This is a genomic window from Streptomyces sp. NPDC002730 (assembly GCF_042888805.1).
Taxonomy (GTDB): Bacteria; Actinomycetota; Actinomycetes; order Streptomycetales; family Streptomycetaceae; genus Streptomyces.
In genome coordinates this window covers 20,896-44,119 of record NZ_JBIAQG010000028.1, presented here as the reverse complement: position 1 = coordinate 44,119, position 23,224 = coordinate 20,896, and the positions used below count along the sequence as shown (strand labels likewise).

The 23,224-nt window shown below is 68.8% G+C and carries 19 protein-coding genes and 5 pseudogenes; 9 read left to right on the top strand and 15 right to left on the bottom strand.

Features of this window, described 5'->3' with window-relative positions:
* Positions 1-680: 680 nt before the first annotated feature.
* The 4 genes and pseudogenes from ACFYXH_RS40840 to ACFYXH_RS40825 form a co-directional block, all read left to right on the top strand.
* A pseudogene (locus ACFYXH_RS40840) lies at positions 681-1,051 on the top strand (PfkB family carbohydrate kinase); the annotation flags it as partial.
* 185 nt (positions 1,052-1,236) lie between these two features.
* A pseudogene (locus tag ACFYXH_RS40835) lies at positions 1,237-1,719 on the top strand (PTS sugar transporter subunit IIA); the annotation flags it as partial.
* Positions 1,720-1,819: 100 nt separating this feature from the next.
* Positions 1,820-2,371 carry a YceI family protein gene (locus tag ACFYXH_RS40830; RefSeq protein ID WP_389574477.1) on the top strand — a complete coding sequence of 184 codons (552 nt, stop codon included), beginning with the start codon at positions 1,820-1,822 and terminating at the stop codon, positions 2,369-2,371.
* Positions 2,372-2,734: 363 nt separating this feature from the next.
* On the top strand, positions 2,735-4,828 hold the full coding sequence (locus ACFYXH_RS40825; RefSeq protein ID WP_389574488.1) for an ATP-binding cassette domain-containing protein: 2,094 nt from the start codon (positions 2,735-2,737) through the stop codon (positions 4,826-4,828).
* A gap of 571 nt (positions 4,829-5,399) precedes the next feature.
* On the opposite strand, the pseudogene ACFYXH_RS40820 reads toward ACFYXH_RS40825, so the two are convergent.
* The 4 genes and pseudogenes from ACFYXH_RS40820 to ACFYXH_RS40805 form a co-directional block, all read right to left on the bottom strand.
* Positions 5,400-6,889, bottom strand: a pseudogene (locus ACFYXH_RS40820) (UvrD-helicase domain-containing protein).
* A 2-nt stretch (positions 6,890-6,891) separates the two neighbouring features.
* Entirely contained in the window at positions 6,892-7,362 is a 471-nt protein-coding gene (locus ACFYXH_RS40815) for a hypothetical protein (RefSeq protein ID WP_389574473.1), read from the bottom strand.
* Between the two features lie 36 nt (positions 7,363-7,398).
* On the bottom strand, positions 7,399-8,241 hold the full coding sequence (locus tag ACFYXH_RS40810; protein WP_389574469.1) for a DUF6083 domain-containing protein: 843 nt from the start codon (positions 8,239-8,241) through the stop codon (positions 7,399-7,401).
* 158 nt (positions 8,242-8,399) lie between these two features.
* Positions 8,400-8,663, bottom strand: a complete 264-nt coding sequence (locus tag ACFYXH_RS40805; RefSeq protein WP_389574466.1) for a helix-turn-helix transcriptional regulator — start codon at positions 8,661-8,663, stop codon at positions 8,400-8,402.
* 183 nt (positions 8,664-8,846) lie between these two features.
* Between ACFYXH_RS40805 and ACFYXH_RS40800 the strand changes: the two genes are divergently transcribed.
* On the top strand, positions 8,847-9,668 hold the full coding sequence (locus tag ACFYXH_RS40800) for a hypothetical protein (RefSeq protein WP_389574463.1): 822 nt from the start codon (positions 8,847-8,849) through the stop codon (positions 9,666-9,668).
* A gap of 729 nt (positions 9,669-10,397) precedes the next feature.
* A pseudogene (locus tag ACFYXH_RS40795) lies at positions 10,398-10,837 on the top strand (ROK family protein); the annotation flags it as partial.
* A 115-nt stretch (positions 10,838-10,952) separates the two neighbouring features.
* Here the strand turns inward: ACFYXH_RS40795 and ACFYXH_RS40790 are convergent.
* The 5 genes from ACFYXH_RS40790 to ACFYXH_RS40770 all read right to left on the bottom strand — a co-directional run bounded on the left by ACFYXH_RS40790 (position 10,953) and on the right by ACFYXH_RS40770 (position 16,343).
* The gene (locus ACFYXH_RS40790) at positions 10,953-11,753 is read right to left on the bottom strand and encodes a winged-helix domain-containing protein (protein ID WP_389574485.1); all 801 of its coding nucleotides are present in this window, start codon (positions 11,751-11,753) and stop codon (positions 10,953-10,955) included.
* A 332-nt stretch (positions 11,754-12,085) separates the two neighbouring features.
* Positions 12,086-12,682, bottom strand: a complete 597-nt coding sequence (locus ACFYXH_RS40785; RefSeq protein ID WP_389574460.1) for an RNA polymerase sigma factor — start codon at positions 12,680-12,682, stop codon at positions 12,086-12,088.
* A 484-nt stretch (positions 12,683-13,166) separates the two neighbouring features.
* Entirely contained in the window at positions 13,167-13,880 is a 714-nt protein-coding gene (locus ACFYXH_RS40780; protein ID WP_389574457.1) for a helix-turn-helix domain containing protein, read from the bottom strand.
* Positions 13,880-16,042 (bottom strand): hypothetical protein, encoded by a 2,163-nt coding sequence (locus ACFYXH_RS40775; protein WP_389574454.1) that lies wholly within the window; start codon positions 16,040-16,042, stop codon positions 13,880-13,882. The genes ACFYXH_RS40780 and ACFYXH_RS40775 overlap by 1 nt, the downstream gene beginning before the upstream one ends.
* 85 nt (positions 16,043-16,127) lie before the next feature.
* Entirely contained in the window at positions 16,128-16,343 is a 216-nt protein-coding gene (locus ACFYXH_RS40770; protein ID WP_389574483.1) for a helix-turn-helix domain-containing protein, read from the bottom strand.
* A gap of 355 nt (positions 16,344-16,698) precedes the next feature.
* Between ACFYXH_RS40770 and ACFYXH_RS40765 the strand changes: the two genes are divergently transcribed.
* Positions 16,699-17,409, top strand: a complete 711-nt coding sequence (locus tag ACFYXH_RS40765) for a hypothetical protein (RefSeq protein ID WP_389574451.1) — start codon at positions 16,699-16,701, stop codon at positions 17,407-17,409.
* On the opposite strand, the gene ACFYXH_RS40760 is transcribed toward ACFYXH_RS40765, so the two are convergent.
* Positions 17,388-17,690 (bottom strand): hypothetical protein, encoded by a 303-nt coding sequence (locus ACFYXH_RS40760; RefSeq protein WP_389574449.1) that lies wholly within the window; start codon positions 17,688-17,690, stop codon positions 17,388-17,390. The genes ACFYXH_RS40765 and ACFYXH_RS40760 overlap by 22 nt on opposite strands.
* Positions 17,687-17,890, bottom strand: a complete 204-nt coding sequence (locus tag ACFYXH_RS40755) for a hypothetical protein (protein ID WP_389574446.1) — start codon at positions 17,888-17,890, stop codon at positions 17,687-17,689. Before ACFYXH_RS40755 ends, ACFYXH_RS40760 begins: the two co-directional genes overlap by 4 nt.
* Positions 17,891-18,107: 217 nt before the next feature.
* Here ACFYXH_RS40755 and ACFYXH_RS40750 point away from each other — a divergent pair, with 217 nt between their 5' ends.
* A complete protein-coding gene (locus tag ACFYXH_RS40750) occupies positions 18,108-18,518 on the top strand; it encodes a RidA family protein (protein ID WP_224739111.1) in 411 nt (136 codons plus the stop codon).
* 310 nt (positions 18,519-18,828) lie between these two features.
* Here ACFYXH_RS40750 and ACFYXH_RS40745 read toward each other — a convergent pair.
* The 3 genes and pseudogenes from ACFYXH_RS40745 to ACFYXH_RS40735 form a co-directional block, all read right to left on the bottom strand.
* Positions 18,829-19,586 (bottom strand): annotated as a pseudogene (locus ACFYXH_RS40745) (IS5 family transposase).
* Between the two features lie 356 nt (positions 19,587-19,942).
* On the bottom strand, positions 19,943-20,167 hold the full coding sequence (locus ACFYXH_RS40740) for a hypothetical protein (RefSeq protein WP_389574442.1): 225 nt from the start codon (positions 20,165-20,167) through the stop codon (positions 19,943-19,945).
* Between the two features lie 651 nt (positions 20,168-20,818).
* Positions 20,819-21,400 (bottom strand): hypothetical protein, encoded by a 582-nt coding sequence (locus ACFYXH_RS40735; RefSeq protein ID WP_389574441.1) that lies wholly within the window; start codon positions 21,398-21,400, stop codon positions 20,819-20,821.
* 238 nt (positions 21,401-21,638) lie between these two features.
* Between ACFYXH_RS40735 and ACFYXH_RS40730 the strand changes: the two genes are divergently transcribed.
* Positions 21,639-22,115: a hypothetical protein gene (locus ACFYXH_RS40730; protein ID WP_389574438.1), complete on the top strand. Its 477-nt coding sequence runs from the start codon at positions 21,639-21,641 to the stop codon at positions 22,113-22,115.
* A 451-nt stretch (positions 22,116-22,566) separates the two neighbouring features.
* Here the strand turns inward: ACFYXH_RS40730 and ACFYXH_RS40725 are convergent, their stop codons facing one another.
* On the bottom strand, positions 22,567-22,974 hold the full coding sequence (locus tag ACFYXH_RS40725; RefSeq protein WP_389574436.1) for a nuclear transport factor 2 family protein: 408 nt from the start codon (positions 22,972-22,974) through the stop codon (positions 22,567-22,569).
* Positions 22,975-23,224 lie beyond the last annotated feature (250 nt).

Sequence of the window (23,224 nt, the reverse complement as noted above, 5' to 3'; positions counted from 1 at the left end):
GCGTAGTAGCCGGACGTACGCCTTCAACGCTAAGGCATACCCGCAGGCTGCTGCGCACGCCTGGATGATCCAGACGTACACGCCCACCCACGCGGATGGCTTCGAAGCGCCTTTCGGGGATGTCACCTTGCCCAGCAGCTCGGCAGCCCAGCGGTGGATGGCGCCAACTCGGCTTCCAGCTGGCGATGCGCCTGCCGGCCGCGGCCGGCTCGGAGCCGTCGCTACTGGTCGCGCCGGGCAACTACCCAGTATCGACCAGGTGCTGGTGACGCCAGGCATAGATCGTCTGGTCACTGATGCCAGGAGCTGGGCGACCTCGGCGACCCTCCTTCCGGATGCGAGGAGATCGAGGACCTCATGGCGGAACTCGGGCGGATAGCGACGGGGCATCACGGCCTGCGGAGGCTGCTGGATCGTCAATTGTCCAGCAACCCGACTCCATCAGCCCCCGGGGAGAGCCGGTCATCGTAACCGGCCGCCGCGCTTGCTCATCGCCCCTCTCGGACCGGCAGGGCGGACCCGCCACACGCACCACGTCAACTCGGCGCCGCGTGAGTCGACTTGGTAAAGCGTAGACAAAGTAGCGGGATAGTCGCCACCGAACACAGTCCTCCCTAGTGACCGCCGTAAACAACACGCACAGGGAACTCGATGGTCCCAAGTATCCTCTTGCACACTGCCGCCCGCCGGCCACGATCGGCGACGCGGTCAAGGCGGCGGAGGAGCTGCGCGAACGAGGCGCCCAGGGCGGTCCTGGCCGGTCTGGGGGCGGACGGCCGGCTGCTGGCGGATGCCACCGGCACCTGGTTCGGCCACGCAACCGCCGCCGCCGTGCGCAGCAACGTCGGCGCGGGAGACCCCTCTCTCGCGGGGTTCCTGACCGCCGGCGGCAGTGGCCCCGCCGCCCTGACCGGCGGCGGTCGCCCACGGGTCCGCGGCCGTCCAGCTGCCGGGCAGCGTCATGCCATCACCGGCCGACCTGGACCTGGCGGCGGTCACGACGACCGCGTCCGTACCCCTGGACCGTGTCCTCGGGGAGCCGGCGCCATGACCATCCGCCCCGTCCCGGCCGACCCGCCGGTCATAGCTGTCCACAGCCCCGGGCCGCCTACCGGTCGCAGGTGTTCACGGCCCCGGCCCGTCCGTCCATCCGCTCGAACTGCCTCTGCGCGGATGGACAACGCACCACCACAGCCCACCGCCGCCCCCGCGGCGTTCGCGACAAGGAGCCTCGTGATGAACGAGTTGATCACCTCGGAACTGGTTGACCTCGAGCTGGCCGCCCAGACCAGGCAGACCGCCTCTCGCTTTCTCGCCGAGCGGATGGTCGCGGCCGGCCGGGTCACCGACCTCGAAGGCTTCCTCGCCGACGTGGCCACCCGCGAGACGAAGACACATACCGGTCTCGAAGGCGGCATCGGGATCCCGCACTGCCGCAGCAAGCACGTAACCGCCCCGACCCTCGCCTTCGGCCGCAGCGAATACGGCATCGACTTCGGCGCTCACGACGGGCCCGCCGACCTGGTCTTCCTGATAGCCGCGCCGCTCGGCGCGGACGACGATCACCTGAAGGTTCTGTCCGCGCTGGCCAGGCGGCTCATGGACCAGGAGTTCACGACCGCCCTCCGAATCGGGCACGACCCGGCGGCGGTCGCAAACCTGATCCGCAGCGAGGCGGGCCTGCAAACGGCAGCCGCCGGCCCCGCGTCCCCGGCACCTGCGTCCCACCCGTGCTGCCCACCCTGCGCCGCTGCCGGCAGGCCGCCGAGAACCCGTTGCTGCCACGCTCCTCGACCAACGCACCCCCATGGAGAGCACCATGCCCGCAACCCCAGTCGAGATTGACCAGCTCACCGGCGTCTGGCAGATCGACCCTGACCACTCCGAGGTCGGCTTCTGCGTACGCCACCTCATGACCCGGCTGCGCGGAGCATTCACGCGGTTCTGCGGGACCATCACGGTCGGGGACGATCCTCCGCTGTCCAGCGTGCGGGCGGAGATCGACACCGCGTCGGTCGACACCCGCAACTCCATGCGGGACAAGCACCTGCGCGCCACCGATTTCCTCGACAGTGACAACCACCCGACGGCGTGCTTCACGTCTGCTCGCATCCGTACCAAGGACGGCCGATACCTCGTCGAAGGGGCGCTGGCCATCCGGGGCCAGGTCCGGCGGGTAACCCTCGACCTGTTCCTGCTGGGTGTGGACACCGACGTGTCGGGCAGGACCAGGGCCGGATTCCGGGCCTACACCCGGATCAGCCGATCCGAGTTCGGCGTGACGGGCCATGTGCCCGTGGCTGGAAGACGCGCGCTGATCGGTGACACCGTCCTGCTGGAGCTGGAGATCCAGGCGGTCAAGGATCACTGATACCGCGACCAGTGAGGCAGGCACGGATGGTTGGAGTGTTCGCCTGCGTCCCTTGCTGGGAGACAGCGGCCGGATGCACCAGCCCGCGGGCAGCGGGTGGATAACCGCCGGGCGTGACAGCCGCCCCTGCAGTCCAGCGGACGGCGGCAGGCGCAGTCGATGACGGCACTCCGGCGCTGCCGACCCCCGTCCGCACCGGCGGCGCGAGCAAGCACCTGCCGCGCCGCCTCGGGCAGGCGGACTGGGCGGCGATCCGGCCGCAGCCGCCCGTGCCGGCCGATGCCGCGATCGCCGCCGCCGTGCTCAGCAGGAGTACACGACTGTCAGGAGACAACAATCGTGGAGCATGGAACAGAGCTCTCGATGGAATTCAACGGGACCGCCAGGAGACTCGATCCTGCCAGAACGTACGTGCTGGGCCGTGATCCTCAGTCGGACATGGAATTCCGGGAGCCCGTCGTTTCGTGGCGGCACGCCCGAATCTACTGGAACGGAAAGAGCTGGGTCCTGCAGGATCTGGGCAGCACCAACGGCACATACACCAACGGCCGGTGCATGCCTCTGGCAGACATCACCCACGGTGCTGTATCCAGCCTCGGCAGTGAAGCCGATGGTCCGCAGCTTCGCTTCAGTGCGCCGACGCACCAGCAGAACGGTCACATGAAGGGCGGCGTCGCGCCACCACAGGCACACCGGGACAGTCACCCCACCGCCCCCTCCTCCCATGGGCAGGCCGTCCGCGCCACGCTGATCGCCCGTCGGCTGACCGTCAAGGTCAAGTGCGGCAAGAGCAGGAGAACGTTGCTGAACAAGGTGAGCTTCGCGGTGCCGCCGAAGGCTCTGATCGCGGTGATCGGACCGTCCGGTTCCGGGAAGTCCACCTTGCTGCGCGCCCTGACCGGTCACCAGCGGGACGTCAGAGGCGAGGTGCTCTACGAGAACCAGAACCTCCACGAGCGGTTCGCTGAACTGCGTCAGCGCATCGGCATCGTCCCACAGCACGACATTCTCCATCTGCAGCTCCCTGTACGGACCGCGCTCCGGTACGCCGCCAGACTGCGCTTTGGCCGCGACACCGACGCTGCGGAGCGCGACCGTCGCGTCGAGGAGGTGCTGAGTGAGCTCAAACTCGACCCCCACGCCGGCAAACGCATCGCCGCGCTCTCCGGCGGGCAGCAAAAGCGCGTCTCTGTCGCCATGGAACTGCTGACCAGACCCTCGCTCATGTTCCTGGACGAGCCGACCTCCGGCCTGGACCCCGGCATGGACCGCGACGTCATGCAACTGCTGCGACGACTCGCTGACGACGGCAGGACCATCATCGTGGTGACCCACTCGGTCCGGGAGTTGGAGTTGTGCGACAAGGTGCTGGTCCTGGCCCCGCGCGGATCAGTGGCGTATTACGGTCCGCCGCAGACGGCACTGGAATTCTTCGGGTACGAGCAGTGGGCCGACGTCTTCTCCGCCTTCGAGAAGGAACACGAGTCCGACTGGTCCGGACGGTGGCGCGAGTCGAGGCAGCACCTGGCCTCCTTGGTCACCCCGCAGCAGACGGGCACGCGGGCGGGGCATGCGGCCCACGAGGACGTTCATCCGCCGAAGCCACCTCGCTGGACAGCTCAGCTCTTCACACTCGTCCGCCGGTACCTGGCGGTCGTGGCCTCCGACAAGGGGTTCGTCGGCCTGATGGCCCTCCTGCCGGTCGTCCTGGGCCTGGCCAACACCGTGATACCTGCTGACTTCGGCCTTCGAAAAGCACCCGACGGCAAGGCGAACGTCGAGGCCGGCACCGTCCTCTTGTCCCTGGTCATCAGCATGTCCTTCATCGGCACCGCGAACTCTGTCCGGGAGCTGGTCAAGGAACGGGTGATCTACGAAAGGGAACGGGCGGCGGGCCTGTCCAGATCCGCCTACCTGATGTCGAAGATCACGGTGCTGGGACTGATCACGGGCTTGCAGGGGATCGTCCTGTGCGCACTCAGCTTTGCACCGCGCGAACTGCCGTCAGAAGGCGTAGTCGTGAAAAGCACCCCGGTCTTAGAGATGACATTCGTCATCACGTTGCTCGGGTTCACCTCCATGATGTGCGGTCTGGTCATCTCAGCACTGGTGAAGACTGCCGAGAAAACTATGCCTCTGCTGGTTGTCTTTTCTGTTGCCCAGTACATGTTCTCAGGCATCGTCTTTAAACTCTTCGACAATCCCGGTGTTGAACACGTGGCCAGGCTGATGCCATCACGGTGGGCCGTCGCAGCAGAAGGCGTAACACTCGATCTGGGGCAACTGCTCGGTCCCCAGGACAAGACGGCTCCCTCCGCCACCGACCCTCTGTGGCGTCACACCTTCAGCCAGTGGCTGACCGACACAGGAGTGCTGCTCGGCGCGGCAATCGTCTGCTCGCTGCTCACCATCCGGTTCCTGCGCCGCCACGAACCCGAAGTCGTACGAAAACGCTGAGTCCCCGCGACCCTGGCCCGAGGCGATCGCTGGACTGCTGCGGCGGGAGGTCGTCCCGACCCCGCCAGAAAGCAGCTGGGACGGCATGGGGTCGTCGGACAGACCGTGGGCCAAGGCGCGGCAGCCGCGCGTTTCGAGGGTTAAGGACGAACGCCCGCCGCGAATGCCCGCGACTACGAACCGCTCATCCAACCCTCCGAGACGCTGATCACTGGCCGCGATCACCCTCATGCCCCGCCGGCTGGCCCGCGCAGATTCCTGACACCGTGATCGACTAGCCAAACCAGCGCTGGTCAGGATGCATGCGCCTCTCCGCGAGTGACATGCGAAGCCGAACATCTTGGTGACAGCACTACCAACGTCGCAGCCTGATCGCGGCCCTACTGCCGCTGCTCATGCGCCTGTAGCCCGCCCTCGTCCGCTCGCCGGCCGGCCCGATGCCGCCAGCGCCCCACCGCGGTCGACTGCAGATCAAGCAGGCCGCGGCTGAACAGGCGGAGCAACAGATGGCGTGCGAACGTGGGCCTGTCAGTTCGGGCGATGACGAATCCGGTCAGGGCTCTAGGACGCATCATGCCGCTGCTGGCTGAGGGCCTGTAGGGAGGCGCCCCTCGGGATGGTTGTGAATCCAGGACAGGCCGCCGAGGTCCATGCACCCACGGGTACGGGTAACGGCGACGTAGGCAAGACGTGCTTCGCTGTCGTCGATCGGGCCGGGAATCGGGCGGCCGTTCGCGTCCTGCTCATCGGTGTCCTTGGGCGGAAGGAAATCATCGGCGATTTTGACGGTCGCCCATTCACGGCCCTTGGCTCGGTGGGCGGTGGAGACGGTGACGTCGGCAACCGCTTCCGGGGCGAGCTGGTCGACCGCGGCGAGGATGGCGTCCGGGCCGTGCTGGTCGATGAGGTCGACGAACGGCTTCAGGTCACCTCCGGCGGGGTCGTGTTCGGCGAAGTCCTGCAGTTCGCCCCAGGAGGGGAAGAGGAGGAGTTCCGGGTGCCAGGTTCGGCGACCTTCCTTGAGGTCGCGGGCGGCAGTTGCCAGGGAGCGCAGGCTCTCCCCTCGCCAGCCAGCCCGACGCGATGACCGGCGCTGAGGTGTTCCATCACTTCGGTCATGGCTCCGATGTTGGTCCGGCACAGCACCGCATCGGGACGATCGGGCGGGGCGAGTTCGGTGGCAACCGCGTCGGCGCCGGTCAGGCGGATGGGGGCGTCGGCGATCGTGAGCCACCGGTTGGCCTCGGCAGCGAGGCGGGGGCCGAAGCGGAAGGACTGCGACAGGGACAGGGCGTGGCCGTCGAAGTTGGTCATGATGTCGCGGGCGCCGCGCCAGCTGTAGATGGCCTGGGCTGAGTCGCCGACCATCACGAGCTGGGCGTGGGCGCGTTGGGCGGTGAAGACGTGTTCGAGGACGGGGTTGGTGTCTTGTGCTTCGTCGAGGAGGAGGAAGTCTGTGTCGATCTTCGGGTCCGACAGGGCCCAGATTTTCAGGTAGTGGTCGTGATCGAAGCGCACGACGCCGCCGTCGGGGTGCTGGAGGTCTGCCCAGGCCTTCTGGGCGAACGGCAGGACCACCTGGGCGAGTTGGGTGTGCAGATCTTTATCGTCGAGGCCGCGCAGGCGCGGGACGTGCTGGCGGGCGAGGGTGCGGTCGGCGGAGTGGCAGTAGCGGGTCACCGTGCGCAGCACGGCGTTGGACAGAGCCTTGGGCGTCACGTCGCGGTCGCCGATGCGGACGGTTTTGGTGATGCCGAGGGCCATGCCGGTCTTCCAGCCGGCCTGGCGGGGGCCGTTCAGGCGGCTGGCGTAGCGGTGACCGATCGCGGCGAAGGCGAGAGCGTGGGCGGTCTTGCAGGTCACGGTGGTGGGAAATCGGGTGGCGGCGTCGTGGGCGATGGCCTTGTTGAAGGCGATGTAGCGGCCGCGGCGCCCGGTGGCAGAAGCGAGCAGGATGAGGGTGCTCGTTTTGCCCGTTCCGGCGCCGGCCTGGAGCGCCAGGTGGTCGCCGCCGCGGAAGACGTCGGCGGCTGCGGTCTGTTCATCGGTCGGATTGAGCACTGTCACGTTCCAGAGCGGGTGAGGGTGCGGCCGACGGCCGCCAGGAGCTGGTCCGGGGTGGTGCGGTCCAGCAGGAACTGCAGGGCACGGTCGAGGTGCTGCCCTTCCTGACGGGCGTGGTGGGCCAGGGCATGGTGGATGGTCTGCTGGAGGAAGACGCGGGGTGATTGGCCCATCTGTTCGGCGGCGCGGCGGATGACGGCGTCTGCGGTGGGGCTGAAGGCAGGGGTGAGAAGGACGTGTCCGTCGGGGGCTGGGTAGTGGGTGGCGAGGACGTCGAGGGGCAGCAGCTCCTTGAGGCGGTGGTGGGCGCGGCTCAGGGCCCGGTCGGGATTCTTCGCCTTCGCCACGGTCATCAGGCGGGTGCGGTCACAGTTGGCGGCGAGCGGCATGACGCGGGCGGCACGGGCGAGTTCAGCTTGGGTGGCGGGCCGGGTCAGGGTGATCTCAAGAGCGTGGTGCGGCATGGTCATGCCTCCGTGGCGTACGGATTGTCCGCGCCTCTGTGTTCACGGCCGGTCCCGGCGGCGTGGGGCGGTGGCGGGGAGGCGGGCGTGGATGTGCTGGTGGTGGAGCAGCGGGTCGAAGACCTCCCAGTCCGCCAGCGCGAGGTCCGCGGCTGCGGGGGCGGCGGCGTGGGCGGGGCAGCGTTGGGTGCGCCAGCGCAGCTGCTCCGCGTAGGGCAGGTGGGTGAGGTCGTAGACGGCCATGTCGGCTGCGGGCAGGGCGAGTTGTCCGCGGGCGGCGGTAACGGGCATGAGCCTCCAGACACCGGCGGGGCCCTCGGCGGCGAGGACGGGGTGGGGGCAGCGGTGGCGCCGGCGGGCCTGGGCGACGCATTGAATGTCGTCGACGGGGCGGGCTGCGAGGTAGCGGCCGTACAGGATCTGCACGACGGGCCGGGCCGGCCGGCACACGGGTTTTGATGCGGGCGGGTCACTGGGCGAGGGCGGGGTGAAGGCGCCGGTGTCGAGCAGGCGGCGGCGCAGTTCGGCCAGGTGCGGCGTCAGCGGCTCGGTGGGCTCGCGTGCGGGGCACAGGACGGGGTGCGGGATACGGCACCAGCGAGTGCCGTCGCCCGCGGCGTGCGCGATGCCGGAGTCGACGTGCCAGCGGCAGGAGGCAGGTACCGCGGCTGCGGCGAGTTCCTGCGGGTGCAGGCCGACGGGTCGTCGCCCCTGGGTGCGGGTGTACCAGTCGATGCGGTTGCCGCAGTCCCGGCAGCGGCCGGGCTGAGCGGTACGCAGGAGCCGGCTGGGGCTGTCCGCGGCAACCCGCAGCGCCCGCAGGTGCCGTGGAGCGGCGGTGGTGCCGTCCCAGCGGCGGCGAGATGAGTCAGTGGTGGAGCACATGGCCGTGAAGGTGACAGGCAACGCGCCGCCAACTCGACGTCCGTGCCGCCCATGTCGCGCGAACGGCCCCATCGACTGGAACAGACGCGCGACCTGTCGCACGTGTGCGCGATGCTGGTGACCGGATCGGGTGATCCTCGCCAGCGGTGCAGCCGGGGCTAGTCGGCGGCTTCGGCGGGAGGGGTGTGGCCGTCGCAGAGGGTGGCGAAGAGGTGGTCGACGGGCACGTTCAGGGCGTGGGCGAGGGCGTGCCAGGTCTTGAGGGATCCGATCGTGCGGCCCTGCTCGATCTCGATGAGGGTACGCCTGGCCAGGCCGCTGCGGCGGGCCAGTTCGTCAAAGGTCCAGCCGCGCTCGCTCCTCAACCGCGCCAGCTCCAGGCGCAGCGCGGTGAGGTTCGGGTCGGACGGGAAGATCGTCACCCCACCATCCGACGGTGCAGACACCTGCCCTGTCAGTGCAGACCTCTGCCCTATTTCTGCAGGTGACCACCCCAGCGGCAGGGCAGAGGTCTGCACTACGATGCGGCCGCGCCGCTCCCCACCCGCGGCAGCCGCCCGCCGAACCCGGCCCGTGCATACAGATGCAGGAGGAACGCGCACCCCATGAGGCTGTGCATCACGCACCACCCGGTGCCCCGCACCTGGACCGTGGAGCTGCGCCCTCATCCGGGCGGCCCCACGCTGCACTGCCCTCGCTGCACACCGTCTGGCCAGAGAGTCCTGGCGACGGCAGCGCCCCCGGCCGCGCTCGCCCATCTGGCTGGCCATGCCCGCCGTGACGTGGTCCCAGCGCACCTGCGGACCTGCCAGTGCCACGAACGCGGCTGCCGCTGGCACGGTCGCCACCGAGGCTGCGACGGCCCCGTCCTCCTCGTCCTCACCCTCGAACGCAGCGGCCGCCTTTGGCGCCTGGCCGACATCTGCGCCGCCTGCACTGCAGCCACGCCTTATGCCGCCGTGGTTCCCGACACCGCGCCCAAGAGCCTTCCCCAGCAGGCTCTTTCCCCGCAGGCCCTCGTACGCGGCACGCTGGCCCACCTCGCCTCTACCCTGCCCGGCGACACCAGCACGCAGGCACGTCTGCTGGCCCTGCAGTGCGCCCTGCGCACCAACACTCATGGCCGGATGCTCCTGCCGGCCGGGCTGCTCCGCGCCCTGCGCCTGGGGCCCCACACACCTGCGTGGCACGAACTCGAAGACGCCCACTGGCTCACCCGGTTCACGGCACCCTCAACCGGCCACACCGCAGTCCAACTCCTCGACCACCCCGGCCCGCTCCCCGCCCGCCGCCACCGCATCCGCGCGGCCGACTGGGCCCTGCGCACAGCCCGCCAACCCGCCAACCAGCCCTCGTTCCTGCAGTTCACCGCAGATCGCTGGCCTTGCGGACTCGACGCAGACGTTTCGCCCTCACGGTCATGGTGAGTTGAGTGCCCCAAGGTCGCGCTCTCGCAGCGGACCACATCCGCGTCACGCACGCAATTAGACTGCATCTGACCAGGAAGAACGATGAGCCCCGGTGGATAACGCCCACCAGTACCTGACCACATGGGCTGGCACCATCGAACTGGTCGAGAGCCCCTCGTGCTCGCCGATGTCTGCCCGTACGCGGAACCTTCTTCACCTCGTGGCAAATCCCCCTGTTGCTCTTGGAGAGATGGACCGCTCCCCGCCGCGCAGCGGCAGTTCGGCAGCGCTTGTGACAGCGCGAGGCCGGCCCACGACTTCACCTGGCCGGACCTTGTGAGCGAACCGGTCGCGCGCCCGCGTTAGCGCTGGCTACGCTTCCGGCAGGGCCAAGTACCGGTGCCTGTGGTGCTTCACCACCCAGGGGGATCGATGGCCGACGTCCGGATTGAGCCCGTGGCTCTGGACGCGACCGGCAGCCGTCAGACCTCCAGCCGCACACGGTCCAGCTCTTCCCTCGGGGACCGTGCCGCGGAGCTGGAGGAGGCTATTGTCCAAGCTTCTGCTATCGCTCAGCCGTCCCTCTCCCAGTGCCGCACCGCGACGGCTGGCAAGTACCCAGTATGGACGTCACGTTCGGGCTGACCTTGCGGCAGAAGCGGGAGTCATTCTTTTCAGCGTCGGCTGAGGCGTCCTTCGAGGTCACTCTCACCGTGGAGCGAGTCCCGGGGGCCCCGTGACCAGCGCCCTTGCCCGTTCGGACAGTACGGCTGCCTGGAGCGGTTCGCGTCCGCCGCTGCGGTGAGCGAGGCGTGGGCGTCTGCCTCCGGGGACCCGGCGGCGGACGCCGCGGACTGCGCGGAAGGCCGTCGCATCCGGCGACCCCGAACGCTGTCCGGGTCTGGCAGCAGGCCGTGGACGCCCTCGCCAACGGACTGGTCACCGCGCTCACCCTGCTGGACCCGCGCACGCTCGTCATCGGTGGCGGCCTCGCCGAGGCGGGGGAAGTTTTGTTCACACCGCTACGGGACGCCGTCCGGCAGCGGGTGACCTTTCAGAAACTGCCGGAGATCGTCCCGGCGGCCCTGGGCGACAGCGCCGGATGCCTGGGCGCAGGCCTATTGGCCTGGGATCTCCTCAAATCAACCGACGGTACGGAGTCTGAGGCGGCGAGCATCCGGACGTAGAAGAAGAACGCGAGCGCGTCGAGTTCCCTGGCCAGCCGTTCTTGGGCAGCGGCGGGTTCGTGCGCAGCGCGGCGACGTAGGCCAGGCGAGCAGGCCGAGAATCTCGGACTCGGGTTCACCGCACGGCGGCATCCAGGCGCGCCTCAGCGTCCTTGGGGTCGTTGGCATCCCGGCGAACCTCGCGCTCGGTGAGGGGACTCCTCACATCCCTCTCGACAGCCTGTCCGCTGCTCTTGCTCTCTTGAGGGACGAGGCGGTATCCCACGTTTCGTACGGTTGCGATGAGCGACTCGTGCTCCGGGCCGAGTTTGGCGCGCAGTCGCCGCACGTGGATGTCGACCTTGCGCGTTCCGCCGGAGTGGTCGTAGCCCCAGATCTCCTGCAGCAGCTGCGCCCGGGTGAAGACCCGGCCGGGGTGCTGCGCGAGGTACTTCAGCAGCTCGAACTCCTTGAAGGTGAGATCCAGGATCCGGCCCTTGAGCTTCGCGCTGTAGGTGGCTTCGTCGATCGAGAGCTCATTGCCCGTGCTCGGTTCGCCGGCCGGTTTCGTGGCGGCGCGTTGCCTGCGGGGGGTGCGGACCCTCGCCAGCCGCAGACGCGCTTCGACCTCGGCCGGGCCCGCGGTGTCGAGCAGCACGTCGTCGATGCCCCAGTCCGCGGTGACGGCCGCGAGGCCGCCCTCGGTCACCACGAGGACCAGTGGACAGCAGGGCCTGGTGGAGCGCAGCAGCTGGCACAGCGACCGCACCCGCGGAAGATCGCGTCGGCCGTCGACGAGGACGACGTCGACACCAGGGGTACGTGTGAGTTCGGTTTCGTCGGCAGACGTTACGCGCACGGTGTGCGGGAGCTCTCCGATGGCCGGCAAGACCTCCGCGGCCGGCTGGGAGGCACTTGTCACCAGGTGCAGGTGCAGATGTGTGGGCGCGTGGTCGGTGACGCGGTCTGCAGCCGATCCGGCGGGAAGGGCCGTGCGCTCAGGCAGGCCCTCGAGGTCCTGCTCGGCGCCGACAACCCTGCAATGCGCCGCGACCCGCAGCCAGAAGGCAGCTGATTCGTACTTTCCTTCCTCGAGCTGCTCCCTGCCCCAGCGATACACCTGCTGATTGTCCAGGGTGCGCTCTGCCTGCTCCAGTAGTTCGCGACGTTCGGAACCGTTCAGGTCGTGCAGCCGGTCCATCACCGCGGCGAAGCCCGCCGACAGCTGCTCCGAGCTCTCCGTGAAACGCGCGTCGCGCTCGTGGTGGCTCACTTCCGCACCTCCTGGGGCGGTGTCGCGACGGGCAGCTGATAGGCAGTCATGCGTGGCGACAGACGCAGTTTCGCAAGAGCGGTTTTCAGAATCCTTTTGACGTTGTCGACTCCGGTGCCCATCAACTCAGCACACACAACAACAGTCAGCCCGTCGAGATGATGCAGTTGCAGCGCCCTCCGTTCCCGTTCGTTCAGGTCTGCCAAGGCGCGGCGCAAGTCCAGGCGCAAATGGACGACGCTGAAGGGGTCCCGGTGGACCGCCAGCGCACAGGCGCCGAGGTCCATGGCGCCTCCCTCCACCGACAGCGTGCGCCCCCGGGCCCGAATAAGGTCCACGGCCCGCCGCTGCGCGATCGTGTACAGAGCCGCAGTAGGCGCCGGATGATCGGGGTGAGCGGGCCACCAGACGAAGAAATCTACAAATGCCTGACTCTTCACCTCCCCGGCATCGGTCTCTCCTACGCGACGAGTAAGAAACCTGTACAACCGGTCGCTCTCGCCGAAGTAGAGGTCCCGCAACATGCCTTCGGTAACGACACATGGTGGGTCATCCTCATCCTCCGGGGCCCGGTTCGCGTCCTGGCCGGGCACCGGGTGGACCACACTCATCGGCGCCGACCCGGCGTCCCGCGCCGTGCCCTGTCCGCCCCCTTCACCTCGCGCCTCACAGGCAACGCGCCGCCCGTCGCACCACCGCTTTCGACAGACCACTCGCCGGCTTGACCCTGCTGGCGCACCCGCACCGGACCACGGGCGGCCGCGGCAGCATTCACCGCCCGCTCCACCATCAACCGCTGCTCGCGAGCGAGCCGCACCCGCGCCCATACACGTCCCCACACGGCCAGCAGGACCAGCACTCCGGCCGCCACTTCTCCAGGCCCCGCCGAATCCAGCACCCGCACTCACCGCCCATCTCGCTTCCCAACACGTTCATCCCTCTATCCGTTCAGGAAGGCGATTCGGGTACAGCCGAACCCAAAGAATCTTTCATCGCCCACCAGCCCACCACGGACCAGTGACCCGATGCCCGTCACCGGACGCCCCAGCAGCAAGGACCGGGACGGAAACGGGCTTGTCAGCGGGGTCGCCAGGTGCGGATCTCGAGGTGAGTGATGTGGGCGCTCTCGTGGATGCGGCCGGTTTCCACGAGCCATTGGTGGACGGCTGCGGTGACGTCGCCGGCGGCGGCGTCGACTCGGCGGGCGAAGTCTGCGGCGTCGAATCCGCCGGTGGCTGCGGAGCCGTAGGAGCGTTCCTCGGTGTGGTCGGCGCGTTGGATGACGTCGCGGCGGATGCCGGGTGAGTCGGTGCGGCTGCCTGAGGCGAGGATGTAGCTGGTTTTCGGCATGCGGACGGTGAACGCCAGTCTGAGGCCCTGGCGGGCTGCTTCGGCGATCAAGGGGCGCAGGCGGGCGGCTCCGGTGGCGATGGCTTGGGCGCCGGCGCGGCCGGTTCCGGTGCCGGTGGGGGTGATGAGGACGGCTTTGGTCCGGACCCGTGCGCGGGCGCCGGAGGCCGTGGTGCGGCGGGTAATGCGGGGGGCTGCGATGTCGGCGAGTTCGGCGGGGTCGGTGATGCCTGCGGTCTGGACGGCGGCGAGGACGTGGGTGAGGGCGGGGACGAAGGCGGCGCCTTTGCCGCGTGTGTAGAACTGGGAGACGAGGGAGGGGTCGCGGTTGATGATGCGGGCGATGTCCCGCTTCGTGAGGCCTGCGGCCTGGAGCTGGTCGGCGAGGCGTGCGGCCTCGTTCAACTGGCGTGCTGCGGGGCGGCGGTTGCGGGGCGGCATCAGGCCTGCCCGGTAGTGCGCGCGTGCTGGAGGGCAGCACGGCCTCTGTCGCGCAGGGCGAGGAGCTCGTCTTCGGTGGTGGGCGCGGGGATCGGCCCGGTGAGCTGGCCTTTGCGGAGGTAGTCGCCGGGCTGGCCGTGGTAGGGCCAGTTGTGGGGCTGGGTGAGGTAGACGGCGTCGGTGCGGAAGGCGACGACGGTGCCGGGCGGGGTGTGCAGGGCGCCGACGTGTGTGTTGTCCTCGCGCATGCGCTGGGAGAGGAGGGCGGCGCGGGCTCCGGACCAGATGCTGGCGGCCCATTCGGGGTGGGTGTTGGGGTCGCGGGTGAAGCCGGTGGGCCGCTGCCAGGTGATGGTGTCGTTGTCGAAGCCGATGATTTCTGCGTCGGGTGGGACGTCCCGTTCGGCGGTGCGGGGGGTGGTGCCGGTGACCATGCGGGGGCGTTGGGCGAAGGAGCCGATGCCGTACAGGAGCAGGGCGCGTACTGCGCGGGAGGCGAGCTGCGCGGCGGTGCGCTGGTCGGCATCGCCGTGGAGTTCGGCCTGGGCGGCGAGGGAGGCCCAGCATTCCTTGAGCTTCCTGGACCAGTCGTCCAGCGGTTTGCCGTCGGTCCACAGCAGGCCGTCGAGGATTTCGATCTTCCACGGCTGGACGGGGTTGGCGAGGGCGGTGTGGATTTCAGGGCCGCCGGCCCAGGTCGTGAAGGTGGTTCCGGGGGTGCGGGGATAGTGCCAGGCCCGTTCGCCGGGGGCGGGCGCGGGGAGGATGCCGACGTGGTTCCAGGTGTCGGGGACGGTGACGCGGACGTGCCAGTGGCCGCAGCCGAAGAGGGCCTTGGTCTGTTCCTTCTCGCTCCAGGCGGCGAAACGGGCGGCGGTGACCCGCTCAGGCAGGCCTACGCCGGACTTCCAGGTGTGCTTGGCGTAGGCGAAGGTACGGTCGTACTCGACCAGGCCCGGCAGCTGCTCGGGCACGTCGGGTGGGGTGATCAGTTCGGTGCGGCCCTGTCCCGCGGTGGCATGCAGCAGACCGCGCAGCTCTTCCGAGAGGACCGGGTAGCCGTCCGCGTACTGGCCCTTGGTGGGGATGGTGCGGGTCCACAGGTCACGGCCGGTCTGGGACGGTGAGCCCATCAGAACGGCGTCGGGCCAGTGGGCGCGCAGCGCCTTCCACAGCAGGACGAACGCATCCCTCACGATCGCCGGGTCGGCGCCGGCAGGGTCGAACCACTCCCCCACCGACCGGATCTCGACATGCTCTTCACCCCTTTCGCGCTGGTAGCGGCCGACGGGGTTGCGGGCGTGGACGAAGTGGCCGGCCATGCGGTCCTTGCCGCGGCCCGTATCGGTGCGCCAGCCCGGGATGGGCGCGTTGAGCCAGGCGGCGACAGCGTCCCGAAGGAACGGGTGAGCCTCGGCCTGGGCGTGCCAGGGATCCCCGGCGGTGATGTAGATCCGCTCCACGCCATCCGGGATGACGTGAAAGACGGCCTCCAGGATCGCCGCGGCGGTGACCGCGTGCAGGTCGAGCCGGATCGTCTGGTCCCGGTGGACCAGCACACCGGTCTCGGTGTCGAGGAAGACGGTGGAGCGGGCCTGCTGAGTGAAGTTGGGATGGGTGGAGGCCAGGCTCGGCGTGTGCGCGAACCAGGCGTCCCCCTCCGGGCCTTCGGGGATCGAGGGCAGGGCGCGTGGCTCGTGCGCTGGTGCCGTCAGGGCATCCGGTGCCGATTCGGGGTGGGCGGGTGGTGCGGGCTCTGGCGGAGGCGCCGCGGAGGGGGGGAGCGTGGAGGAACTCGTGTCGATGGCCGGGGCGAGCGCACCCGGTGTCGTGACGGTCGCGGCAGGCTCGGCAGTGGGGGCGGGCACGTCGGTGGCTGCGGGGTTGTCACTGGCCGGTGCAGGCACAGTTGTGCCTGCCGGACCGGAGGTGGCGGTGAGCGGTTGCGGGGCGAGGTGGGGGGCGATGCGGACGATGTCGGCGAGGCTGAGCCCGGCCGCGGGCGCGATGCGTTCGGCTTTGGCCTTCTCGTAGCCGGCCAGGGCGAAGATCTGCTTGTCCCGCTGCGTCTCGAGCCTGGCCAGCGCGGCTTGTGCCTTCTTGACCTCGTCGCGCAGGGTGCGCAGCTCGGCGAGAGCGGTGGTGTAGGTCTGGGCGTCCATCACGTCTCTCCGGCGTTGGGTTCAGGCAAGTAACAGGTGGGGAGGCAGCCGCGGGCGCTGCCGCATACAGAACCCCGCAGATCAGCTACGGCCACCCACGGCGCCGCCCGGCAGACAGCGCCTCACATGCCCTGGTGGGCCCGCCCAGCAAATCCAGCACGGGGAGCCCAAAGTGCAGGGCCAAGGCATCGCAGTCGTCCAGCGTCCAGGCGGTGCGGCCGGCCTGGCGACGCGAGACCTGCGTCTGTGTCAGCCCCAAAGACTGCGCAACATCGTGCTGCGAATCCCCCGTTGCCTGCATCAGCGCCGCCACCGTCAACTGCAATGTCTGCCTCACCGTCATCGCCACACTCACACCCTACCAACGCTATGCAATTCTTGTCGCCATGATGCAAAAGTGGCAGGATTCTGGGAGTTCAGCGCCGGCGCCCCGTGCGGTACTGCCGGACCGGCCCGTGGCAGGGCGCAGTGTGTGGCGCAGAAGGAGCCCCCCGGACGGGCGCGGAGATCCACCCAACGGTGGCCCGTCAACACCACTGTGTGCTCAGGGTCTCTTCCGGGTGCTGGATGTTCTTTCCCAACTACCGGCCGTACCCTGCACCACATGAGTCACTGACACGAGATAGCGGCGGTGACCGGGATCGAAGGGAATCTCCATGACCACAACAGCCAATACACCGGAGAGCATCACCGCCACAACAGCGTTGCTGGAAGAGGAACTTCCTCGCCTGGAAGAACACCAGCAGATGCTCGAGAAGGAACTCGCTTCGGTCACCGACCGGCTGGGCTCGGTGCGGACCGCACTCGCCGCACTGCAGGCCCTGTCCACCACCGCCCAACTGCTGACGCCCACCTCTGACGCGGAAACGGTGCCCCCGCCTGCCTCCTCGGCCGATACCGAGACCGTCAGCGATTCTCCTGCACCACCGGTGACGACGCAGGAGAACAACACATCCGACGACACCGTTGCCGCGCCAGGACGCGCGGGCACTCGCGCGTCAGCCGCCCGCAAGACGCCGGCGAAGAAGTCCGCAGCGCAGAAGCAGAGCAGGCGTCCAGCGAGGAAGGCCGCGTCCACGAAGCCTGCGAAAGCGCCGAAGACAGCGAAGCCGGCAAAGACGACGGCTGCGAAGAGCACCGCGCGCGCCGTGGCCCCTACAGAGAGCGGAGGCCTGACCGAGCAGGTCGTGGCCGTTCTCTCAAAATCTGGCGGCAAGGCGGTCCGGGCCCGTGATGTCGCCGAAGCCCTGGGCCGCGACGACACACTCAACGGCATCAACACCGTCCGCAGCACACTCGACCGCCTCGTCGCCACATCGCGGGCCCAGCGCGCCGGCAGGGGCCTCTACCAGGCGCCCGCCAGCTGATCCCCGCCCGGGGCGTCGATCTCGGCGAGGGTGATCCACAAAACCGCACACAGCGCGGCATGTGCCCTCCGGTCACGGGCCGCGCGCAGCATCCGCCACCCGCCATAGACGAGGCTCGCGACGACCACCGCGGCGAACACCGGCCAGGCTCGGGCCACTTCGTCCCAGGCGGCGAGAATCATCTGGAACAGCAGCACCATCGCGGCGATGGCAACAATGCCGGCCGCCGCGTACTCGCCCGTTCCCCGAAGTCTGCGCCACCGCAGCCGAAGGCCCGTCATCCGCGTGCCGCCGTGGCGGACACCGACGGCTGGGGGGAGGACGGCTGCGCCGGGTCGGCCTCGCCGAAGCCGAAAACCCGCCCCCACAGCCAGACGACGGCGATCAGAGCAGCGATCGTCCAGCCACTGAGCTTCTTGGCACTCGGCCCCGGATTGCGCCGGACACGGCGGCGTACTACGTGAAAACCCTCTGGCGGCATACGACTTGACCTCCCCTGTCGGCGAGCTGGCTTCGTTGATGTCTAGGAACAGCGTTTGTCGACTGATTCCGGAGTCAGTTGGTGATCAGGCGGTTCGTGAATGTCGAGCAGAAATGACGGCGTTTTCGCGGGGCGGCGAGAAAAGGGAAGGCGGCGGCCAACTGGCCTTTGGCAGGATGTCCGCGCTGAACACCCGAGGGGAAAGGACCTCACAACCGTGGCTCGTGCCATCACTTTGATCCGCTCCACCGCCCTGTCCGACGTCGCCGAGTACGCCTACGCGGCCACGGCGCCCGCCGAGTCACGCCTGATCTTCCTCGCAGGGGCGTGTCCGCTGAACGATGACGGCTCCACAGCAGCGATCGGGGACTACGCGGGCCAAGCAGCGAAAGCCATCGAGAACATGCAGGCCGCTCTTACTGCCTCAGGCGCGTCACTCCAGGACGTCATTAGCACACGGGTTCTCGTCGCATCGGCCCGGCGGGAGGACCTGGTGGCCGCCTGGCAGGTAGTCCGGGACTCGTTCGCTGACCATGACGTCCCCAGCACGTTGATGGGCGTCACCGTCCTCGGTTACAAGAACCAACTCGTCGAGATCGAGGCCGTCGCCGCCGTGCTCGATTCTTGAGACCCTTCCAAGGACACCGCAAACGCGGGATGGCCAGGCGTCTGCCAGGACGGCTGGCCATCGAGGAACGTAGGCTGCGGTCAGCCGGCCTTGGCAGGGTGTGGATGGTCGCCGCGTCGATGTTCGGCCTGGGTGTTGGCACGAATGCGGGCGTTGAACGCATCGGCGGCGGCCTCGATGACGCAGGTGTGGCGGGTGTCGGCGCTGTGGAAACCCGACCGATGCCCCAGAGGCGCTCAAGACTGAAAGTAGCGCTTCAGTTGGCCGAGCGAGCCAAGTCGCGCGCTCAGTCACATGAGACTTGGAGGAGCTAACACAATGCTTGGACGCGTCGGTAGGTGATCACGCAGCAGGCCAGTTTGAGGAATGCTTCGTGGATGTCGTCGCGGATGTCCCAGCGGATCCGCAGGCGGCGGAAGCCATGGATCCAGGCGTTCGTGCGCTCTACCACCCAGCGGACGGTGCCGAGCCCGGAACCGTGCGGCACTCCGCTTCGGGCGACGACCGGCTTGATCCCGCGCTTCCACAGCAGGCGGCGGTACTTGTCGAAGTCGTAGCCACGGTCGGCGAACAGCTGTCGCGGCCGGTGACGGGGCCTACCGGTCCGGCCCTTGATATGCGGTATCGCGTCGAGCAGGGGCATGAGCTGGGTGACATCGTGCCGGTTGCCACCGGTCAGCGTGATGGCCAGCGGAGTACCGCGCGAGTCGGTGATCACATGGTGCTTCGAGCCCGGTCTGGCGCGGTCAACCGGGCTCGGCCCGGTTTTGGGCCGCCCCGACGTGCCTGCCGGTGCGAACCGTCGATCACCGCCCTCGACCAGTCCAGCTTCCCGGCCTGGTGCAGCTCGGTCAGCAGTATCTGATGCAGCCGGTCCCACACATCGGCCTCGTGCCAGTCCCGCAACCGGCGCCAGCACGTCATCCCGGAACCGAAGCCGAGTTCCTGCGGCAGCCACTCCCACTGGATGCCGGTATGCAGCACGAACAAGATGCCCTGCAGGCACCTACGGTCATCCAGCGGCAGCCGGCCCGGATTCCGGACCCGCCGAGACCGTCCCCCCAGCAGGTCTGTCCCTCCGCACGCAGCAGCGCCCCGGACGGGGGGCCGGGGCGCTGCTGGGTTCTAGGTGGAGCGCCATCGAGATGCGGGGATCGGGACGACCGCGGTCGTCGCCGTCACGCCTCGATGTACGCGACCACGGTGATCGTCTTCAGAGCGGTGACATAGAAGATCACGCGCACGCCGTCGATCTCGTCGACGTAGTCGCGCAGCAGGGTTCCCGGGATCTGTGTGCCAGCTCGGGGTTGACGGAGATCGCGACGATCGCGCGGTCCAGGCGGTGCGTCTCGCTCGCGGTCAGTTTGGTGAGCCGAGTCAGCGCGGGCTCCACCGTGATCACCCGTGAGCGGCGGGGTCCATGGTCAGGCGACACGGGCCTGCTCATCGGCGAGGCCGGCGAGGTGGTTGTCGCGGGCGGTCTCCCACGGCACGCCGCTGTCGGGCGACGGGTAGCCGTTGGCCGCGATGTCCTCCAGGACGCTCGCGAGGGTGTCCGTCTTGGCCCGCTCGCTGGCCGCGTACGCGCGGACCGCATCGGCGGCGGTGGGATCGAGCGGCTGGCGCTCGGGGGCCGGCTGTTCGCTCATCAGGTGCTCCTGGGCGGTCATCTGGCGTGGTGTCTTCACGGTAGCGCCGGGGCGGGTGTTCCAGGCCCCGGTACGGACGAACCGGGCTCAGGCGAGCGATGGGGCGGGTCACATTCCGTAGGACGACTCGACTTCACTGACGATGCCCCGGGCCAGTTCGGTTACTCGCAAGCGCGTGCGATGAAAGATCATAAGTGTCACGCTCCGCCCGGCGAAGCTCCCCTGGAGGGGCCCACGGACTCGAAATCCGGACATAACCGGACGCATTGAAGCCAGCGTGACACTGTGGGCCGGGGGGCGTGACACGGCGCGTGACAGTTACGTTCCGTCAGCATGGCGCTCAGGTGCAACGCGCGGCACGGAACGGCTCACCGTGGCGTTCCCTCAGGTTAGGCGCGAAACGCGGAGGCGCGTTGCAGGGCCTGTTGCAGTTGCGGGCTTTCGTGTTGCGACCGCGCGTTGCACCGTCGGGCGCGGCTCACAGGTCACGACGCCCGGCTTGCTCCAGTGGCGGCGGCCTGGGCGAGGAAGTCGGCGAGGTAGGCGGTTGTGTGCGGGTCGGCCTGGGCGAGCCGGGCGGCGAACGGCAGCTGGTCGCGCCGACGGTCGGCGCGAGGTGCGCGAGCGCCGACAACAGCGCGGCGTGCACGGTCACCTTGTCCGGCAGCAGGTCGGGCGCCTTGGCGCGGGCGGCCGGGTCGGCGCAGTGGCCGAGGTACGCAGCCAGGGCGTGCGCGAGCCACCCGTCCACGGCAGCCGACGTCTGCCATCCGCTGCGGCGCGCCACTCGTTCCGGGCAGCTTCGTCACCTTCGCGCGGCTCGGTGCCGGCGAGCTTCTCCTCCTGGACCAGGCGCTCGATCTCGTGCGCGCGCTCGGCCAGATGCTGGAGTCGGCGCTGCTCGGCTTCCAGGGCTTCGGCGACGCGCTCCGCCTGGACGACGACGTCGCCGTCCAGGTCGTACACGTCGGCGGTTCCGGCGAGCAGCTGGGCGATGCGCTTCCACTCCGCGAGCTCGGCCGGCCCGCGCTCATCGTTCGCCAGGTCCTCGCGCCGGGCGTCCTGCTGGTCCTGGAAGCGGGCGTCCTCGAGGGTGGCCGCGGCCTCCGCGTGCGTCATGCCCCGGGCCCGGCGGCGGACCGAGCCGCGGCCCACCTCGGCCCAGTCGATCGACTCGGGCGCGGCCCCGCCGGTGAGAGGGCGGCGCGGTCGCCGGGTCGCGGGAGCGCTCATCAGGGCTTCGCATGCAACGTTGGGAAAGAGGCCGGCCCGCCGCCCAGAGCGTTTCGGCGGCGGGCCGTCACACGTGTGACTGAGTGCTTCAGTTGGCCTATGAGCAGGCGAGTTGGCCCCGCTGAGCGCCGCGGTGGGCATTCCGCTGGTACGCGTCGCAGCTGTTCGTGACACCCCTGTTGCCGGAACTGTGGGCTCCGCCACGGCCGTTGCGATTTCCTGCTGATGGACTCGGCAGGTGGCGCTCCTCCTCGTGCTCGTCATCCCGGCCGGGCTGATCTCTTTCTGCACCCTCGTCGGCTACGGCCTCGGCACCCTCGGCCGGGTGGGACTCCGTCGTGCCGACCGTCAGAGATGGCTCCGAAGCAGCGCCGCTCTCCTGGGGGCCGTCGCGGCGGCCCTCTATACGTGGGGCCTACTCCACGTCGCCGGATCGGTCTTGGACGCGGAAGACGGTGGCACTGGCTCGTCCCCGCTTCGGCCCTGTCGGACCCCCGGGCAGTGGGAGCGAGCCTTGAGCGTCGTCGACTACACCGTGGACTACCTGCCCCTCCGGTTCGTCTGTGAGACGAAGGACGGCGGGACCTATGCCGCCGAGTCCGTTCCGGGTTACGTCAACCCGGCCGTTTTGGGCTTTGCTCTGGCCACCGCGGTATCTCTCGGAGCTGCGGCCTTCGAATCGGAGCGTCCCGGCGGAAGTGGGCCGGCCGTGTGACGCCGGGGCGCCCGGCCGAAGCCCGCGACATCAACCGTCAGGGCCAAACCAGGCAGCCAGATGAGCCGTGACGCGATAGTTGGAACCGGCGAGACGTGTTGGCCTGGCTGTTCTCGTTGTGCGTGACACGGTTGTTGGAACTGATTTGCCAAGATTCTTGGAACCAAGTGGTCACTCGTCATTCTTGTTGGAACCAGTTCCGAAGATGCCGATGCGGCAGCGGAGACGACTGCGCTCCTGGGGGGGACATGGAAGAGAGCGGTGGTCAACGCAGCAAGACTCATCCTGCCGGTCCGAGTGCGACCGCTCCGTTGTGGTCACACCTGATCTCCTGGGAGAGCTTGCTCCGCCCTGAGCCCGTTGATGGCCGCAGCCCGGGAACGGGTCGCCGCCGGCCAAGGAGCGGCCGAAAGGTCAGCGCATCCTTGCGGCGGGAACTGCTCGGACGTCCTCAGCTCATCACCTCGGGCGCGAAGTAGTCACGCAGTCGAGCGATCTTCCCGTCGCGGATGCGAAAAATCTGTACCAGCGAGACAGCCACGTCATCTCCGTCCCCGTCGAAGACCGTGTCGATCTCGGCGATGAACACGTCGGGATCGGAGGTGGTGTGCAGCACGTATCCGGACTTCTCAAGGCTCGGCGAGCGGTCGTCCTTCACCTGTTGCTCGTAGTACGCCGCCATCGCGCTACGGATCTCCTCGCGCCCCACCAACCTCTTGGGGAAGGTGGCGCCGACGGGCATGAGCGGCGCCTCGAAGACGCCGTCCGCGGTGAAGTTCTCGGCAAGGGCATCGGCATGCCGGGTCATGGCACCGGCGTAGAGGTAACTCTCGAAGATCTCCTGCGGCGTTCGGGACACTGCGGCCTCCCTGGACTCGGACACGGAAGGTCATATCATCACAGTGACGCTTCCGGGAAGGCGGTTTCCGGGAACGATCATTTTCCGCCGGATCGGCTGACCTCCAGTCGTCGCGGCCGGCATGGGTGATTGTCACGCGACCGCAGGAGGATCCGAATCAGTCGGGCCACATAGTGATGCGCTTGGCCACCCAGCGCTGACCAGCACAGATCGACACCCGACCGGACGTCTCCCGGTTCCAAGATGCGTG

Bases quoted from the DNA above. Each gene is read 5' to 3' on its own strand.
- ACFYXH_RS40760 (WP_389574449.1), bottom strand. From the start codon at position 17,690: ATGACGGGCCTTCGGCTGCGGTGGCGCAGACTTCGGGGAACGGGCGAG.
- ACFYXH_RS40825 (WP_389574488.1), top strand. From the start codon at position 2,735: ATGGAATTCAACGGGACCGCCAGGAGACTCGATCCTGCCAGAACGTAC.
- ACFYXH_RS40770 (WP_389574483.1), bottom strand. From the start codon at position 16,343: ATGCAGGCAACGGGGGATTCGCAGCACGATGTTGCGCAGTCTTTGGGG.
- ACFYXH_RS40775 (WP_389574454.1), bottom strand. From the start codon at position 16,042: ATGGACGCCCAGACCTACACCACCGCTCTCGCCGAGCTGCGCACCCTG.
- ACFYXH_RS40815 (WP_389574473.1), bottom strand. From the start codon at position 7,362: ATGACCATGCCGCACCACGCTCTTGAGATCACCCTGACCCGGCCCGCC.
- ACFYXH_RS40755 (WP_389574446.1), bottom strand. From the start codon at position 17,890: ATGCCGCCAGAGGGTTTTCACGTAGTACGCCGCCGTGTCCGGCGCAAT.
- ACFYXH_RS40765 (WP_389574451.1), top strand. From the start codon at position 16,699: ATGACCACAACAGCCAATACACCGGAGAGCATCACCGCCACAACAGCG.
- ACFYXH_RS40830 (WP_389574477.1), top strand. From the start codon at position 1,820: ATGCCCGCAACCCCAGTCGAGATTGACCAGCTCACCGGCGTCTGGCAG.
- ACFYXH_RS40735 (WP_389574441.1), bottom strand. From the start codon at position 21,400: ATGAGCGCTCCCGCGACCCGGCGACCGCGCCGCCCTCTCACCGGCGGG.
- ACFYXH_RS40810 (WP_389574469.1), bottom strand. From the start codon at position 8,241: ATGTGCTCCACCACTGACTCATCTCGCCGCCGCTGGGACGGCACCACC.
- ACFYXH_RS40800 (WP_389574463.1), top strand. From the start codon at position 8,847: ATGAGGCTGTGCATCACGCACCACCCGGTGCCCCGCACCTGGACCGTG.
- ACFYXH_RS40740 (WP_389574442.1), bottom strand. From the start codon at position 20,167: ATGAGCGAACAGCCGGCCCCCGAGCGCCAGCCGCTCGATCCCACCGCC.
- ACFYXH_RS40780 (WP_389574457.1), bottom strand. From the start codon at position 13,880: ATGCCGCCCCGCAACCGCCGCCCCGCAGCACGCCAGTTGAACGAGGCC.